Annotated in this window: 12 protein-coding genes; 8 read left to right on the forward strand and 4 right to left on the reverse strand. The window is 53.0% G+C overall.

Features of this window, described 5'->3' with window-relative positions; genetic code table 11:
• Positions 1-6: 6 nt before the first annotated feature.
• From mreC to NSP04_RS10620, 6 genes are read left to right on the forward strand one after another with little or no spacing between them, the layout of a single operon-like run.
• A complete protein-coding gene (mreC, locus tag NSP04_RS10595) occupies positions 7-1,002 on the forward strand; it encodes a rod shape-determining protein MreC (RefSeq protein WP_257512322.1) in 996 nt (331 codons plus the stop codon).
• Positions 992-1,516, forward strand: a complete 525-nt coding sequence (gene mreD / locus NSP04_RS10600) for a rod shape-determining protein MreD (protein ID WP_257512323.1) — start codon at positions 992-994, stop codon at positions 1,514-1,516. Before mreC ends, mreD begins: the two co-directional genes overlap by 11 nt.
• Positions 1,513-3,426, forward strand: coding sequence for a penicillin-binding protein 2 (gene mrdA, locus NSP04_RS10605; protein WP_257512324.1), 1,914 nt, complete (start codon positions 1,513-1,515; stop codon positions 3,424-3,426). The genes mreD and mrdA overlap by 4 nt, the downstream gene beginning before the upstream one ends.
• A complete protein-coding gene (gene rodA / locus NSP04_RS10610; protein ID WP_257512325.1) occupies positions 3,423-4,553 on the forward strand; it encodes a rod shape-determining protein RodA in 1,131 nt (376 codons plus the stop codon). The genes mrdA and rodA overlap by 4 nt, the downstream gene beginning before the upstream one ends.
• A gap of 12 nt (positions 4,554-4,565) precedes the next feature.
• Entirely contained in the window at positions 4,566-5,411 is an 846-nt protein-coding gene (locus tag NSP04_RS10615; protein ID WP_257512326.1) for an NUDIX hydrolase, read from the forward strand.
• Positions 5,412-5,428: 17 nt separating this feature from the next.
• Entirely contained in the window at positions 5,429-7,345 is a 1,917-nt protein-coding gene (locus NSP04_RS10620) for an ATP-binding cassette domain-containing protein (protein WP_257512327.1), read from the forward strand.
• Positions 7,346-7,379: 34 nt separating this feature from the next.
• On the opposite strand, the gene NSP04_RS10625 is transcribed toward NSP04_RS10620, so the two are convergent.
• Complete coding sequence (locus tag NSP04_RS10625; protein WP_257512328.1) at positions 7,380-8,240, reverse strand: hypothetical protein; 861 nt, start codon at positions 8,238-8,240, stop codon at positions 7,380-7,382.
• Positions 8,237-9,325 carry a phospholipase A gene (locus NSP04_RS10630; protein ID WP_257512329.1) on the reverse strand — a complete coding sequence of 363 codons (1,089 nt, stop codon included), beginning with the start codon at positions 9,323-9,325 and terminating at the stop codon, positions 8,237-8,239. Before NSP04_RS10630 ends, NSP04_RS10625 begins: the two co-directional genes overlap by 4 nt.
• 61 nt (positions 9,326-9,386) lie before the next feature.
• Here NSP04_RS10630 and NSP04_RS10635 point away from each other — a divergent pair, with 61 nt between their 5' ends.
• Positions 9,387-10,271, forward strand: coding sequence for a MerR family transcriptional regulator (locus NSP04_RS10635; RefSeq protein ID WP_257512330.1), 885 nt, complete (start codon positions 9,387-9,389; stop codon positions 10,269-10,271).
• A gap of 25 nt (positions 10,272-10,296) precedes the next feature.
• Here NSP04_RS10635 and NSP04_RS10640 read toward each other — a convergent pair whose 3' ends face one another.
• Positions 10,297-13,371 carry a response regulator gene (locus tag NSP04_RS10640; protein ID WP_257512331.1) on the reverse strand — a complete coding sequence of 1,025 codons (3,075 nt, stop codon included), beginning with the start codon at positions 13,369-13,371 and terminating at the stop codon, positions 10,297-10,299.
• A gap of 6 nt (positions 13,372-13,377) precedes the next feature.
• Positions 13,378-13,716, reverse strand: coding sequence for an STAS domain-containing protein (locus NSP04_RS10645; protein WP_257512332.1), 339 nt, complete (start codon positions 13,714-13,716; stop codon positions 13,378-13,380).
• Between the two features lie 266 nt (positions 13,717-13,982).
• Here NSP04_RS10645 and bcsB point away from each other — a divergent pair, with 266 nt between their 5' ends.
• Positions 13,983-16,220, forward strand: a complete 2,238-nt coding sequence (bcsB, locus tag NSP04_RS10650) for a cellulose biosynthesis cyclic di-GMP-binding regulatory protein BcsB (RefSeq protein ID WP_257512333.1) — start codon at positions 13,983-13,985, stop codon at positions 16,218-16,220.
• The last annotated feature ends 7 nt before the right edge of the window (positions 16,221-16,227 follow it).

Genomic DNA, 16,227 nt, shown 5'->3' on the forward strand with positions numbered 1-16,227 from the left:
AAGCCTATGGAGTACACACCACCACCGTTGTTCAAACAGGGACCATCCGCACGTGTGCGGCTGGTCTTCTTTGTTGCGCTTTCGGTGGGGCTTTTGTTTGCTGATGCGCGCTTTGGTGCTATGGAAGTGGTGCGCAAAGTGGTGGGCACCGTGCTGTACCCAGTACAGAAGGTTGCCAGCCTACCAGTTGAATGGGGTCGTGCTGGAATCGACTACATTTCCACGCTGGACACACTTCAGTCTGAAAACAAAGAACTGATTCGCGAACAGATTCAAGACAAGCAGAAGCTGCATGAACTGGAAACAGTGAAGCAGGAGAACGAGAAGCTTCGCAAACTGATGAATGTGGGCAACACCTTGCAGGTGAAACGCTCCATTCTCAGTGAAATTGTCAGCGATGCTCGCGATCCTTTTTCCCGCAAAATCATCATCGGAAAGGGTTTGATTCAGGGTGTCAAAGAAGGCATGCCTGTAATTGACGAACTGGGCTTGCTGGGCCAGGTAACACGCGCCTTCCCAAGCCGCGCTGAAGTCAGCCTGATTACGGACAAAGAACAAATAATCCCTGTGGAAAGCCTGCGAAATGGCTTACGAAGCGTGGCGTATGGTGGCCTGGATGGTGGGCTGATCGAACTTCGCTTTATGGCAGCCAATGCCGACATCGAGAACAACGACCTGTTGGTGACCTCTGGACTTGATGGAGTTTACCCGCGGGGCATTCCAGTGGCGCGGGTTATTCGCGTGGAAAGAAACTCGCGTTATGCCTTTGCCAGCATTTTCTGTGAACCAATTGCTGGTGTAGAGCGCCATCGTTTTGTATTGGTGCTGGATACCTTTCGGGACACAACAAGTTCAAACGTTGAGAACGCCCCCACCACAGAAGGCGAAGCACCTGCAGAGAATGCGCCAACCACGGCGCCCCCCGCCGCCGCCGCAACAACTGCCCCGAGCACCGCCTTGCCGTTGCCCAGCAACAACCTGAGGGCAGGAAATGGCAATTAACCCATTTGGCGATTCGGAAATTCTGCGACCGGTGAATCCTTGGTTCATCGCTTTTTCGCTGTTTGCAGCAATGTTGTTCAAATTTATACCAATTGATCGCAATTGGATTACCCCCGACATGCTGGCCTTGGTGCTCGTGTTCTGGAACATTCGGCAACCGCGCCGAATTGGAATTGGCGTTGCATGGTGTTTTGGTGCTGCCATCGACGTGCATTCTGCCAGTGTGTTTGGCGAACATGCGTTGGCCTATACCTTGTTGTCTTACTTTGCGATCACGATTCATCGCAGGGTGATGTGGTTCTCGCCACTGATGCAGGCCGCCCACATTTTTCCCCTGCTTCTGGCGGCGCAAGCCATCACGGTGATCATTCGAGTGATGTTCGGCGGCACGTTTCCGGGCGCCTACATTTTTGCCGAAAGCGCTCTGACTGCGGCCCTGTGGCCGCTGATGCATTTTCTGTTGCTTGCACCACAAAAGCTACCGCAAAATCGAGACAATGACCGCCCAATATGACCGAATTCACCCATCCACAACAGGCCATTAAACGATTCCGGTTTCGGCTGTTTCTGGCTGGCCTGTTTGTGGTGCTCCTGTTCATGGTGCTGGTGGCACGTTTGCTTTGGCTACAGGTTATTAGTTACGAGAAGTACCAATCCAAAGCAGAAGACAATCGAATTACCATCGTTCCGCTGGTTCCAAACCGCGGACTGATACTGGACCGCAACGGGGTGGTACTGGCCAACAATTATTCGGCCTACACACTCGAAATTACGCCTTCCAAAATCGAAAATCTCAATGAGATGATTGACGACTTGGGCAAGATAGTGGAAATTTCTTCGCTGGATCGCCGCCGGTTCAAGAAGCTGCGGGCTGAATCCAAACGCTTTGAATCCATCCCGATTCGCACCCGACTGACCGATGAAGAAGTTGCGCGCTTTGCCGTCCAAAGCTTTCGCTTTCCCGGCGTTGAAATTCGCGCAAGACTTTTCCGGCAATACCCCTACGGTGCGCACGCAGCCCACTTGCTGGGTTACATTGGCCGCATTTCGGCGCGCGACCAAGACCGGATAGAAGAACTCAACCAAACCAACAATTATCGGGGCACCGCTTACATCGGCAAAGACGGACTCGAGAAGCGCTATGAAACCGAGTTGCATGGCCGCACTGGCTTTGAAGAAGTGGAAACCTCGGCAGGCGGTCGCGCAGTTCGGGTTCTTTCTCGCTCACCCGCCGTGCCGGGTGAAAACCTGATGCTGTCGATCGACATTCGCCTGCAAGATGCGGCGGAAAAAGCCCTGGCGGGCAAACGGGGCGCGCTGGTGGCGATCGACCCACGCAATGGCGACATTCTTGCCATGGTGAGCGCACCCAGTTTCGACCCCAATTTATTTGTCGAAGGCATTGATTCAGAAAACTGGAAATTGCTGAATGAAAGCATTGACCGCCCTCTGCTGAACCGCCCGCTTTCAGGTACCTACCCACCAGGCTCTACTTTCAAACCGTTCATGGCTTTGGCCGCGCTTGAAAAAGGATTTCGTACCGCATCCACCACCCTGCGCGACCCGGGGTATTACGATTTCGGTTCGCGCCGTTTTATGGACGACAAAATTGGCGGTCACGGCCTTGTCGACATGTACAAATCGATTGCGGAATCATGCAACACCTATTACTACATGTTGGGTAGCGACATGGGCATCGACATTATTTCCGAATTCATGGGCAGGTTCGGATTCGGGTCGCGCACTGGCATTGATCTGGATGGTGAACGCACTGGTGTGCTGCCTTCACGGGAATGGAAAGCGAATGCATTCAAGAAGGCGGAGGCCCAACGCTGGTATTCAGGCGAAACCGTGTCGGTGGCAATTGGTCAGGGTTACAACAATTACACCCCGCTTCAATTGGCCCACGCCACGGCCGTATTGGCCAGCGGAGGCATGAATGCCACGCCGCGATTGGTACGTGCGTTTCAAAACCCGGTCAGCGGGAAAGTAACGGAAAAACCCTTGGAGGCATTTCGTCAGCTTGATTTGAAACAAGCCCATGTGGACACCGTGAAATTGGGCATGCGTGGTGCCGTGCTGGAAGGTACGGCACGTTTGGTGTTCAAGAACTCCCCCTATGAAGTTGCAGGCAAAACTGGCACTGCGCAGGTCTTTGGCCTTAAGCAAGGCGAAACCTACAAGGAACGCTCGGCCTCGGCGGAACGCCTTCGAGACCACGGCTGGTTCATTGCCTTTTCACCGATGGAACAACCAAGAATTGCGCTGGCGGCGATTGTAGAAAACGGCGGCTTTGGCAGCCAATCCGCCGCGCCTGCAATCAAACAGGTTCTGGACACATTTTGGGCACAGGAAGCCCAAAGCGATCCTTCGATCATGTTGCCGACACCACCGCTAGCTCCGACCGAGGAGGCAGCCCCATGAACAGGCACATGCGCCGCCCCATGCAGCGCGAGCCATTCTGGCCGCGTGTGAAACCCTTTTTGACCGTTTTCGACCCAGTTCTTAGTACCATTCTGTTGTCGCTGGTGGTGTTTGCGCTGATCACACAATACAGCGCAGCCTTTGATTTCGAGGGTCGGTTTGCCGATCATTCCCGCAACCTTTTGATTGCGTTTTTCGTGATGTGGGTGACTGCAAACCTGAAGCCGCAATTTTTAATGCGGATTGCCGTGCCCCTTTATGTGGTGGGCGTGGTGCTGTTGATCGGAGTTGAATTGTTTGGCGACATCTCCAAAGGTGCACAACGGTGGCTAAACCTGGGGTTTATCCGAATTCAACCTTCTGAAATCATGAAAATTGCCATGCCCTTGATGCTGGCCTGGTTTTTCCAGCAGCGGGAAAATGTCTCCAGTTGGCGCGAATTTGCAGTGGCGACCGTTATCTTGGCCATTCCCGGCATATTGATCTTGAAGCAACCTGACCTGGGTACGGCGCTGTTGGTGTTGGGCTCGGGCTTCTTTGTGATCTTCTTCGCCGGCCTTTCGTGGAAAGTGATGGCATGGCTTACCGGCCTTTTCCTGGCCAGCCTGCCCATGTTCTGGACCATGATGCATGAATACCAGCGCCAGCGCGTGCTTACCTTGCTTGACCCCACACAAGACCCGTTGGGCAAAGGCTTTCACATTATTCAATCCACTGTTGCGGTGGGCTCAGGCGGCTTTACCGGCAAAGGTTTTCTACAGGGTACACAAACCCACCTTGAGTTCATCCCCGAACGCACTACTGACTTTATTTTTGCAGTGTTGGCGGAAGAATTTGGCCTGCTAGGTTGCTTGGTATTGTTAACCCTGTATACCTGCCTGATCGTTCGGGGGCTGGTGATTGCAGGCAATGCGCCTACCTTGTTTTCCCGTTTGATGGCCGGTGCCATGGCGCTGATCTTTTTCACCTATGCCTTTGTGAACATTGGCATGGTCAGCGGTATCTTGCCGGTGGTAGGCGTGCCCCTGCCTTTGATGAGTTATGGCGGTACTGCCATGGTTACACTGGGGATGGGCGCAGGTATTTTAATGAGCATTCAAAACAACAAAAAACTGATTCAAACCTAAGCCACAGCAACTATGATTTCCGCTCATCAAGACTGGTTGCAAAACAACGTACCCGCTCATTTCAAACCGTTCATCGCGCGCTGGCGCGACGGGCAAAGCGCACCTTCACAGCGTTTCTGCAACTGGTACCTGAACGACGAACACCTGGGGCACTTGGACCGGCAGCACTTGCACCTGTTGCTGCCCGCATTCGAGGCAGCGGACTTGCCGTTGACGCAGAGCCTGCGTGGGTTTGATTTATTCACTGACACGAACGCGCAAGCACTAAGTGCCGCATTCGCTTCGATTGCCAACCGCCTTCGCGCCTTGGGCTTGGTACCCGGCTGGCGCGATGAGGAACAACTGGTGCTCAGCCCGAGGGGGCAAATCCTGGCCACTGCCGAGCGGGCTTTGTTCAAAACCCTGGGACTTAGAAGCCGTGCAGTGCATGTGCATGTAGAAAACCACTTGGGACATATATGGGTCGGTGTACGGGCCACCAGCAAACATGAAAATCCCGGCATGCTGGACAACCTGGCAGCGGGCGGGATTGCCAGCGCGGAAACCGTTGAAAGCACTTTGTGGCGTGAACTGGATGAAGAAGCCGGGCTAAATTCAGACGATTTTTCGTGGATTAAGCCCTTGGTTCCCCATGAACTGGTGTTAAGTCGGCCCTTGCTGTATGGTGGCTGGCATCATGAAACCGTGATTCTGTTTCACGGCCAGTTAAAGCTAGGCCACCGCCCCTGTAACCGCGATGGCGAAGTGGGTGCATTCCAGTTAATGCGCCCCAAGGCCTGCGTTGAAGCAGTCAACGCCTGGCAGTTCACGCCCGATGCAGCCCTGTGCTGCGCACTGGCGTTGAGCGCCACCAAATAAATACGAAAGGAACAAACATGTTGTTGGGTTTAAAAGCAGCCACGTACCGCATCGGCACCACCGTTCTGCTGGATCAAGTTGATTTTTCGATTGAAGAACGCGAGCGCGTGGCCCTGGTGGGCCGCAATGGCACGGGCAAAAGTACGCTGTTCCGCATTTTGACAGGCGAAACAACGCCTGAAGATGGCTTGGTGATCAAGCAAGACGGGCTGCGCATGACCTGCCTGGAACAGGCCGTGCCGCAAGAACACAATGAAACGATTTTTGACGTGGTGGCCCAAGGTTTTGGTGCACTGGGCAAACACATCAGCATTAGCCGCACCCTGGGTCCGCTTGACCACGATTCACTGAACCCCGAACAAGCAAAAATTCTTGAAGATGCACAGCACGAGTTGGGCGAGCACCACGGCTGGCACCTTGAAAGTGAAGTGGATCAAATTTTAAGCCGCATGAAATTGCCACCTGATTTGCCCTTTGCAAAACTATCGGGTGGCATGAAGCGCAAGGTGATGCTGGCCAAAGCCATGGTCAGTAACCCCGATGTGCTGCTTCTGGACGAACCCACCAACCACCTGGACATTCCCAGCATTGAATTGCTGGAGGAACAGGTGCGCCAGTTCAAAGGCGCGGTTATTTTCGTGAGCCACGACCGTTCATTCATGCGCAAGCTGGCCACCCGCGTGTGCGACCTGGACCGCGGCATGCTGAAAAGCTGGTCGGGCGGTTACGAAGGCTACTTGAAAGGCAAAGCCGAGTTTTTGCATGCGCAAGAAAAAGCCCACGCCCTGTTTGACAAAAAACTGGCCGAGGAAGAAGTGTGGATTCGCCGTGGCATTGAAGCGCGCCGAACACGCAATGAGGGCCGTGTGCGCGCCTTGATGGAGATGCGCAAGCAGTTTTCAGACCGCCGCAATGTGGTGGGCACCGCCAAGGTACAGGTGCAGGAAGCCGAACGAAGCGGTAAATTGGTGGCGGAACTGACTGACATCAGCAAGCAATTGGGCGACTTGCCGATTCTGCGCAATTTCACCAACACAATTATGCGGGGTGAAAAAATTGGTTTTCTGGGCCCCAACGGCATTGGCAAAACCACAGCACTGAAGGTGCTGCTGGGCCAACTGCCACCTGATTCAGGCCATGTAAAGCTGGGCACAAAACTGGAAATTGCTTACTTCGACCAGTTGCGCAGCCAGTTCAATGAAGAAGACACTGCGGTTGAAATTATTGGCGCAGGCAAAGAATTCATTACCATCGACGGCCAGGCCAAGCATGTAATTGGTTACTTGCAAGACTTTCTGTTCACGCCAGACCGGGCGCGCCAGCCAGTGAGAAGCTTGTCGGGTGGTGAACGCGCGCGGCTGATTTTGGCGCAGCTTTTTTCCACGCCGTCGAACGTGATGGTGCTGGATGAACCCACCAACGACCTGGACATTGAAACACTTGAACTGCTGGAAGAAAAGTTGATGGCCTACCAGGGCACGCTGATTCTGGTCAGCCACGACCGGGAATTTCTGAACCAGATTGTGACCCGCTGCCTGGTGTTTGAAGGTGATGGCGTGGTGGGTGATTACGTGGGTGGCTATGACGACTGGTTGCGCCAGCGCACCACCGACCCATGGGCCAATGTGGGCAAAGAACGCATTGAAACCCAATCACAGCCTGCTTTGAACACCGCTGCGGCTACTGTCACCCCGGTTGCCGAACCCGCAAAGAAAGCCAAAAAACTGGGCTACAAAGAGCAGCGCGAGCTTGAAATGTTGCCCGCCTTGATTGAAAAACTGGAAACCGAACAAACTGAACTGGTAGCAAAAATTGGCGACCCCGGGTTTTATCAGCAAGAAGCCAGTGTAATTACAGCAGCTCAGGCGCGCATGGCTGCGGTGGAAAGTGAGTTACAAACTGCCTATGCGCGGTGGGAAGAACTGGACGCTTGATTCATTGATGCTGGTTTGGCTAGCTAGCGCGTGTTTAAGGCAAGCGACTTGGCTGGCCGCCAGGGCTTAAAGTCATACCCAAAGAATGCCAGACTTCAATCGCTTCCTTGTAGGCGCCAGCAAGTTGCAGGCGCATTCCATAGAACAACTGGCTTTCGGGCAGTGTGCCCGGCAAGTCGGGAACGCGCGCTTCCAGCAAACTACGCGCGGTTTCTTCACTGGCGATTTGAAAGCTTCCGCTGACTACACGCCCGCCGGTCAGGCGCCGCACTTCCCATGTGAAGCTTTGACCCCAATCGAATTTGGCTGCGGGTGGAAAACTGACGTATTTGCTTTCCAGTGGCTCAACCCAAAAGCGCTTGCCCTTGGCATCGAAAATAATCAAATTACCTTCGCGCGGTAAATCACCCTGGAAAATAAATTCAGGAGTGCGGGTTAGCAGCAAAGAACCATCAATAGGCTGAGTCACCTGAAGCACAGGCTTTGCTTCTGATTCTGCGCTGCTGATCAGCGCTGTGTCGCGTGGCCGCGCATAAACGCTGGTCCATTGCTCAATCAGATCCAGTTGCGATTGCTCCAGTGGAAACACTTTTACAGCGGGCCCACTGAGCACACGAATTGTGTCTGATATTACCTTGAGTTTTGCAGGGCCATTGAAAACCCGCCGATTGCCGGTGTTCAACACCACCACCGAAAACCGCTGCCCCTTGGGCACATTGACCGTGTGGCCTTGCAGCAGGCGCTGCGTGGGCAAGGCGCTGTAGCGTTGCCCCTTGAGATTGGTAACCACCACATTTTCACCGGCTGCCAGCACGAACACGACTGCTTGATTGGCATGCGCCACGCCAGCCAGGCAACACCATGCAGCCAACAAGTACGTAAGCGCAGCTTTCAATACCAACCCACCAATGACAAACCAACGCCCAAATAATCAGACTTGTAGTTGTAATCAATCAAACTTTCGCCATAGCCGGTGAAATATTGAAGATGGCCTCGCAAATTGCTGGTCAGCGGGAATGCCCAGTCGAACTGCACTGCGCCGCGAGATTGATCACCACCGCGAAAATTGTGTCGGGTCAGCAATGAATATTCATGGCCGTCCCGTTTGTGAACCAACAACATGTCGCCACGGCCCATGAATTCGCTGATGTCCGGGTTGTCGTCCTCGGCGGCATCTTCTTCAATACGCAACCAAGGCCGGAACTGAACCATTGTGTTTTCACGCTCAAAACCGACCATGCCAATTATTCGGTTCCAGGAACGCGACAAAGGCAATGCACGCCCGTTTGATTGGTGATTCAAGCTTAAACCCAACAGGCGTGGCTCCCATCCGGTGACCTCGGCGAAGTCGGTCCAGCTTGAACGCCAGGTGAATATCAGTTCCGGTTCATAGTTGGTTTCCCGAAACGGCCGCGACACGTCCGAATTAAAGGATTGCCAGCGGCTGGATTGCGTATAACCAAACCACAGATCGCCATTGTCACCAAACATGTTTTCCATCACCTTGGTTTTCAAGCTGACCTGAAACTTCAATTCGTTGCGGTCCAGGTTTTCGGGTGCATCGCCCGGCTGAACTGTGTTGTCGGGGTTTGGGCTGGTGGGGCGCAAATTGGGCGACTTGTTGTGAAACACGGGCAACAGGTACACAGGCTGGTAAGGCCGAATTGAAAAGGTGCCACGCTTGGAGGCGGGCGCCAATTCCCAACGGCGATCAAGCCAGCTCAGGGTTGTGTCGTCACTGCTTTTGTACAGCAACAAGCCACCGTCAATGGCTGCAGCGGCCTCTGGGGCTGCGCCATCTTTCACCACAAGGCTGCGGCCTGTGGCATCATCGAAGCAGCGAAGCCGCAGTTGGTCGTCTTCAAGAAACAAGCAGGAACGAAGCGCTTCTTCATCCAGGGTCTTGTTCTGAATTTCCTGGGCGTTGGCCTGGATTGCGACGCCGAGCAGGCCGAGCGTTAGAAAAATGGTTTTGTTCATAATCCGTTACGGCGTGATTCTTGGTTGGCTAGATACTCTCACATTTGGTTACAATTCTTACATGGTTTCATTTCGCTTCAAAAAATCGTCGGCAAACAAAGACACTTCCGCAAGTGGGCAGGGCCGTGAGTTCACCATTGATGAGTTGGCACGCACTGCCAACACAACGGTACGAAACGTGCGCGCCTACCAAGACCGGGGGTTGCTAGCACCACCAGAAAAGCGTGGCCGCGTTGGTTTTTACAACGAAGACCACCTTTCACGCCTGAAACTGATCGGGCAAATGCTGGGTCGCGGTTACACCTTGAGCAATATTCAGGAAATGCTTGATGCAATCGACAAAGGTTATGACCTTCGCCAGTTGCTTGGCTTAACGCATGCCATCACCAGTCCGTGGACCGACGAAATTCCAAAAAATTACAATCCTGTGCATTTGGCCACATTGTTTGGCACTAATTTAAGCCGGGGGGCCTTGGCCAAGACAATCGAATTGGGTTTACTGGAACCCGACGGCCTGCGTTACCGGGCGCCCAGTCCTAAAATTCTGCATGCGGGTGCTGAAATGGCGAGTGCAGGCATTCCGCTGGTCGACCTGCTCGATCTGATTCATTCATTGCGTGGTCACCTGGAAAGCTTCTGCGACCAGGCCGTGTCGCTGTTCGTCAAGGAACTGGACCAATACGGCGACAACCTGCCACCCAAAGAAGAATTACCCAGACTGGCGCAGTTGATCTGGAAAATACGGCCCTTGGCCATGACAGCAATTGAATCCGAGGTGTCCCGGGCCTTACAAAAATCGGCCAGCAAGTTTGTGGACGACCGGATTGTTGGGTTGATCGACAAGATGGCAGAGGAAATGCCAGACAACCTGGCGCTGCAACCCACAGGCGTAATTCCCACAGTGGGGGAGCCTGAAACCCCTTCTGCTGAAAAGCAAAAGAAGTAGTGGCTTGCCCTGCGTTTCCTGAAAATTACAACAGCAGGATTAACTGATTGCCTTCCGGTGTTGCCTGGTAGCTAAAGCGTTGCGACACCACACGCATGAACACCAGGCCCATGCCGCCCTCGGGCAATTCACTCAATGACAAATCATCCTGGAATGATTGCTCATTGCGCATTTTGTCAAACACTGCAGACGGAATCGCACTGCCAGTGTCCCGCAACATCACGCCCACAATCTGCTGAAATGCGACCACAACAAGCTGCACCGGGGCGGGTTTCTTGCTTTTAAAGCCATGCACCATGACATTGGTCAGGGCTTCTGAAACCACCAGGTCGGTGTTGTAACATATGTCTTCAGGGTAAGCCATTCCTTCAACAAACGCGCGCACAGCATGGCTTAACACGCCAATATTGACTGTGTCTGCGACCGCATCAAAAGCCATGTGATCGAGGTATTCGCCTGTCTTCAAAGCCTTAGGGTAGGTCGTGAATTCATCGTTCAATGCCAAACCCGTTGTTTGTAATGTGACCAGCAATTGTTGCAGTTGATCAGGGGGCAAGGTAAGGCGAGTAGGCTCAAAACTTTCACGCCACTGCAAACCCAACAACGCCACGTCCGATTCCATCTCGATTTGCAGACGACCGCTGTCCAGCAGTCGTGAAAACTCTTTGTGCATCAGGTTGCCCGAGGCCTCGATGGCAAGTATCTGGTTTTTCCAAACCTGTTCATCGGCCACCCCGAGTGCCTGCGCACATTCTTTCGGGTAAAAATACAGGCGACTCCCGGGTGAGATCACGCCCTGATAAATCACCTTGCCCTCGCGGGGGGTCGCCTGCTGCTGACCATGTTCACCCAGGAACATTGGCTCGAAACCAGGCTGGGCCAAAACCATGGACCAGTCACCAATGCCGGCAACCAACAAGGTACCTTGATCAAGATTGATGAGACCGTACAACAAATCGAATTGAGGCGCCTCTTCGCCCAAGGTGGGCGAAATGCTGGAGAGCTGGGCGAGCACTTGCTCAGGGTTGGCCAGGTAACGACGCACCTTGGCGCTCGTGGTTTCTACTGGAAACAAAACCCGGGTAGCGCGAGCCATGGAAAACCAGCGGGCCAGTGCCATGGTTTGCAAGGCAGTGGCGGTGTCGTCACCAGGCATGGACAACATGAAAAACCCGTGTTCATTCGGCTGTGTTTCCAGCACGCCCATTTGCTTGCCGCACACATAGCCCAAGGGCTGGTACAGGGTTTGAATGGCAAAGGGCCATGGATCTGATTTGCTTTTGGGCAACAAGGCACGCTGAATGCGAGACACCTCGCGCATGTCTCGCTGAAGGGCTTCGTACAAATGACTCAATTCGCTGTGGCGACGCTCAAGCCCGGTGTGCAGGTTGGCAATGCGCGCAGCGGTTTTCAGGCGCACTTTCAACTCGCTGGGATTTACTGGTTTGGTCATGAAGTCGTCGGCACCAACCCGAAGGCTGTTCAAAAGGTCGTCCCGCGAGGCATATCCAGTAATCATGATGATGTAGGTGTAGGCGTTTTGCTTTTGGGAACGGACCTGCTCGCACAACTCAATGCCGCTCATTCCGGGCATGTCCCAATCTGTCAGCACGAAATCCGGCTGAAACTTCTCGATCAGAACAAGCGCTTCATGACCATTCTTTGCGGAGTGAACCTTGTAACCCCAACTTTGCAGCATGGCCTCGAAAATACGCAAAAAGCTGCGGGAGTCGTCAACAATCACGATCGACTTGGCTGAATCGTCGGACAACGGTGCAGCAACTTCGTTTTGCATTTCCTGCAAACGGAAAACAAGTTCAGGCACCTGGCGGTCGGAATCGCCCTCCTCCACGCGATCAAGCAGGCCGGGGCGCGGTGCCAGCATTAAAATGGAAACGTCGTCTTCAAAGCCTTTTTGCTGAACAACAGCCCCACCCCAATGTTGCACCCGCATTTGAATGCGTTCGGGTAAATCGGTACAACGACCCAGTCGCGTTTGTTGTTTCACAAATTCGAGCAGGCGATCTTCCCCAAATCCCTCAGAATCTGCAGAAAGAACTTCGGTGACCCCGTCGGAATACAAAATCAAGGCATCGTCATCGCCCAGGACCAGGTCAACATCTTGAAACTCGTCAAAATCAAACAAACCGACCGGGTAGCCACCGTCTCCCAGAATCTCAACTCTTTTACCGTCCCGCAGCAGCAAAGGCGAAGGGTGCCCCGCTTGGCACAGCGACACCTGTCGGGTGCGGGCATCGATCAACCCGTAGATCATGGTGAAATACGAAAGGTCTGATTCTGTTTGTTGAAACAACAGGTTCAAACGTGCAACAACATCGCGTGGCCGGGAAACTAGACGCTGGCCATCCGCATCCACACCTTGATCGAAAACAATGCTGGAGCTCGAATGATCGGCAAACATTTGGACCAACTGCATCGACTTCACCGCAGCTGGAATGCCATGACCCGAAACATCGAGCAGGTAGAAACCGTACACCTGGGGAGTTAATTCGAACACATGCAGATGATCACCCGACACATACTTGGAAGGCACAGACAACCATTTGTAATTCACACCGGGAAAAGGGCTGTCGACTTCGGGTAGATAGCTGCGCTGCAGCCCGGACACAGCCCGAAGATCGTGAGCGATTACATCATGTGCCCGGGAAAGTTCTTCAGTTTTGTTGGCAAGGCGCGCCTGCAGTTCAATACGACGCACAGCCGATTGCAGCCGGGCTTCCAGTTCGTTGCCGTCCACAGGTTTGGCTAAAACATCGTCTGCGCCAGCGCCCAGGGCTTCGATCAAAAACTCTTCGTCGTTTTGGGCCGACATCAAAATGATGTAGGTGTATTGCCCCAACTCGAGATTGCGCAGCGTGATACACAGCTCGGTACCTTGCATACCGGGCATTTGCCAATCAGCAAGCACCAACTGAATTTTTTCTTGCTTGATCAACTCGATGGCATCATGGCCATTCGCAGCGAACTCGACAGGGTAGCCCCACTTCGCAACCATGTGAACCAGCAGGTTGCGCTCTACGACTGAATCATCAACGACCAAAACTTTGGGCAGTGGTTTGACCAGGTTGATTTCAGTCACTTTCGATTAAGCCTGCTGAAGAAACGCGATGGCGTGCGGCATGTCTTCAATCAAAGAAAACTGGCGGTCCATTCTGGACAACTCAAACATCATGCGAACTGATTTGTTCATGCCCACCAAGGCCAGTTTGCCCTGATGGTTCGAAATGTTTTTTAACAAAGCAACCAGAGAACCCAAGCCACCTGAATCCACCAATTTAACGGCGCCGATGTCCAGTGCAAACTTGGACACGGAATCGAGTTTGTCAACCACGGCATTTCGAACGATTGTTCCCACCGCGCTGTCTAGCCGAACGGCTTCCACACGCAAAACGAAAACGTCGCCGACCTCTTCAGTTGAAACCATATATTCCGCCCTAAAACTCTAAATTATTCGCATACAAAGTGTGCGCAGTACGACACTTCACATAATAATTGTATAAATCTTGCTCAATAGAGTGAGCATATACAAAAACAATAGGATAACGTACCTAGATGTAGTGGATAAATTCCATCAAACTATTAAAAACCAACTAATTAATAAATATTGTTTAACCACAGTGGATTGCGAAGAAAGAACCTAACTTCTATTTCGCTTTGATGATTGTAATCAAGTTGACCAAACCCCAGTATATGCGACCATTTATTGCCCTTGCAGTTTGCCTAGCTTGCCTGTCCAGCCACGCGCAAGAAAACGCCACAACCACGGTGACCACACCCACATCCGCTCAAGATTCGGCGCCGGTGGCGGAACGGGCGCGGGTATTGACCTTTGCCCAAATGGGTCAGGCAGACGGCGTGCGCTTAAGTGGAAGCAGTCGATTCATTGAACTCAATTCCGGCATTCGCCTGGATGAACTTGTAACCAGGGCCAGCTTAAGTCTCAAAGTGCTTTATCCACAGGGCATGCGGCACGACCAATCCTTTATTCGGGTGTACGTGAACAATCAGTTGTCGGGAATTTCGCAGCTGAATTCAAACCGAGCTGGCGTGCCACACACCATGGACATTGAATTGGACCCGGTTCTTTTCTCTGATTTCGCCTCAGTAAGAATTGAATACGATGGAACGTACGACACAGAATGCGTCGACCCCAACAATCCAACCTTGCGATTTGACATTCGCCCTGAAAGTACCTTGTCGATTGTTTCTACTCCGCTAAATCTGGTGAATGATCTGGCACTTTTGCCTGCACCTTTTTTTGATCCACGCGACAACCGCAAGCTGCGTTTGCCTTTGGTGCTACCCACGGAACAAACTGAAACCAGCACAAAAGCCGCCGGGGTTTTGGCCTCGTGGATGGGCGCGCAGGCTTTTTACAGACAAGCCGAGTTCGATTTAATTGATTCAGCGTCACCAACTCGCCACACCATAATTTTGACCACGGGTCAAAAAATGCCGGAAGGCATGAGCGCCACTGACATTGAAGGCCCAACCTTGATGATGGCGAACTCAGCCGAGAACCCATGGATCAAACACCTTTACGTGATGGGCCGCACTGATGAAGAATTGCTTCAGGCTGTGTATGGTCTGGTGATAGAAGGGCAAGTACTGAGTGGCCAAAAAGCCCTGGTCAAGAAAGTGGATCTGGGTGCGCCGCGCAAGCCCTATGATGCGCCTCGCTACGTGTCCACTGAACGCCCTGTGCGCTTTGGCGAACTGATTGATTTTCAGGGTCAACTGGAAGTCAGTTCCGACAAGCCACGAGCCGCGGTCAGTTTGCGCCTTCCACCTGATCTGTTCAGTTGGGCAGGCCGCAACATTCCGATGGACCTGAAGTACCGTTACACCGCGCCTTCCAAGTGGAATGACTCGCTGTTGAACATTGAAATCAATAACTCCTTGATTCAGTCGTTTCGCCTTGCACCGCGTTCAGAACAGGTACAAAACAAGATCAACATCAACTTGCTGGGACAAGCCGAACTGACCAGTGAGGAATCACTTCAGATTCCGGCATTTCGCGTGGGTGGTAACAACGAGCTGGCCTTCTCATTTGGATTCATGGCGGAAGGTGGTGGCAATTGCACCCGCGTCACTCAAGTGGCACGCGGATCGATTGATCCGGAATCCACGCTTGATTTTTCCGATTTGCCGCACTACACCCGCATGCCCAACCTGACAGCGTTTGCCAACGGTGGATACCCATTCACCATCATGGCTGACCTTTCCGACACCGTTGTGGTGTTGCCCGCAAACCCCACCCCGCTTGAAATCAAGTCTTATTTGAATGTCATGGGCTTGTTCGGACAATGGACGGGTTTGCCGGCAACCCGCACCAGCGTGCTGGTCACTGACTCACCAGAAAATATTGGCAACAAACACTGGTTGGCCTTGGGTACAAGTGATCGACTGGGCTGGCTTAATACTGCCGAGATGAACTTGCCAATGGTGTTGAATTCTACTGAACGCAGCATGGGGCTACCACCTGCATTCCAGTGGCTAAAAGGCCTTTGGCAAAGTGATTCGGAACTTCAACCCACAGAGCAGGCCCGGGCACTGATCCAAACGGCTGGTTCACTGGGTGCGATCATGGGATTCGAATCGCATTTGGCTGACAAAAAAGCGGGACTGGTCATTACAGGAACCGATCAGGACAGCTTCGAGCGCGCCGTGGCTGCTTTGTCGGATTATGGTGATGTTGCACAAATCAAAGGCAGTGTAAGTTTGATCCGCAGCGATGAAATTCAAAGTTACAGCCTTGGGAACACTTACATTAGTGGTGCCTTGCCTTGGTGGCTGCGTTTGCGGATTGCATTCTCGGAATACCCCGCCCTGATTGCAGTGGGTGGCGCACTGGCCGGTGTAATTCTGGCCATTCTGGCATTTGGCTGGCTGTCGAGCCGGGCATCGCGCCGCACGAAGGGCGGTTAAGATGGTG

The sequence above is a fragment of the Limnobacter parvus genome (assembly GCF_024623725.1).
GTDB classification, from domain to species: domain Bacteria; phylum Pseudomonadota; class Gammaproteobacteria; order Burkholderiales; family Burkholderiaceae_B; genus Limnobacter; species Limnobacter parvus.

Bases quoted from the DNA above. Each gene is read 5' to 3' on its own strand.
- mreC (WP_257512322.1), top strand. From the start codon at position 7: ATGGAGTACACACCACCACCGTTGTTCAAACAGGGACCATCCGCACGT.
- mreD (WP_257512323.1), top strand. From the start codon at position 992: ATGGCAATTAACCCATTTGGCGATTCGGAAATTCTGCGACCGGTGAAT.
- mrdA (WP_257512324.1), top strand. From the start codon at position 1,513: ATGACCGAATTCACCCATCCACAACAGGCCATTAAACGATTCCGGTTT.
- rodA (WP_257512325.1), top strand. From the start codon at position 3,423: ATGAACAGGCACATGCGCCGCCCCATGCAGCGCGAGCCATTCTGGCCG.
- NSP04_RS10615 (WP_257512326.1), top strand. From the start codon at position 4,566: ATGATTTCCGCTCATCAAGACTGGTTGCAAAACAACGTACCCGCTCAT.
- NSP04_RS10620 (WP_257512327.1), top strand. From the start codon at position 5,429: ATGTTGTTGGGTTTAAAAGCAGCCACGTACCGCATCGGCACCACCGTT.
- NSP04_RS10630 (WP_257512329.1), bottom strand. From the start codon at position 9,325: ATGAACAAAACCATTTTTCTAACGCTCGGCCTGCTCGGCGTCGCAATC.
- NSP04_RS10635 (WP_257512330.1), top strand. From the start codon at position 9,387: ATGGTTTCATTTCGCTTCAAAAAATCGTCGGCAAACAAAGACACTTCC.
- NSP04_RS10645 (WP_257512332.1), bottom strand. From the start codon at position 13,716: ATGGTTTCAACTGAAGAGGTCGGCGACGTTTTCGTTTTGCGTGTGGAA.
- bcsB (WP_257512333.1), top strand. From the start codon at position 13,983: ATGCGACCATTTATTGCCCTTGCAGTTTGCCTAGCTTGCCTGTCCAGC.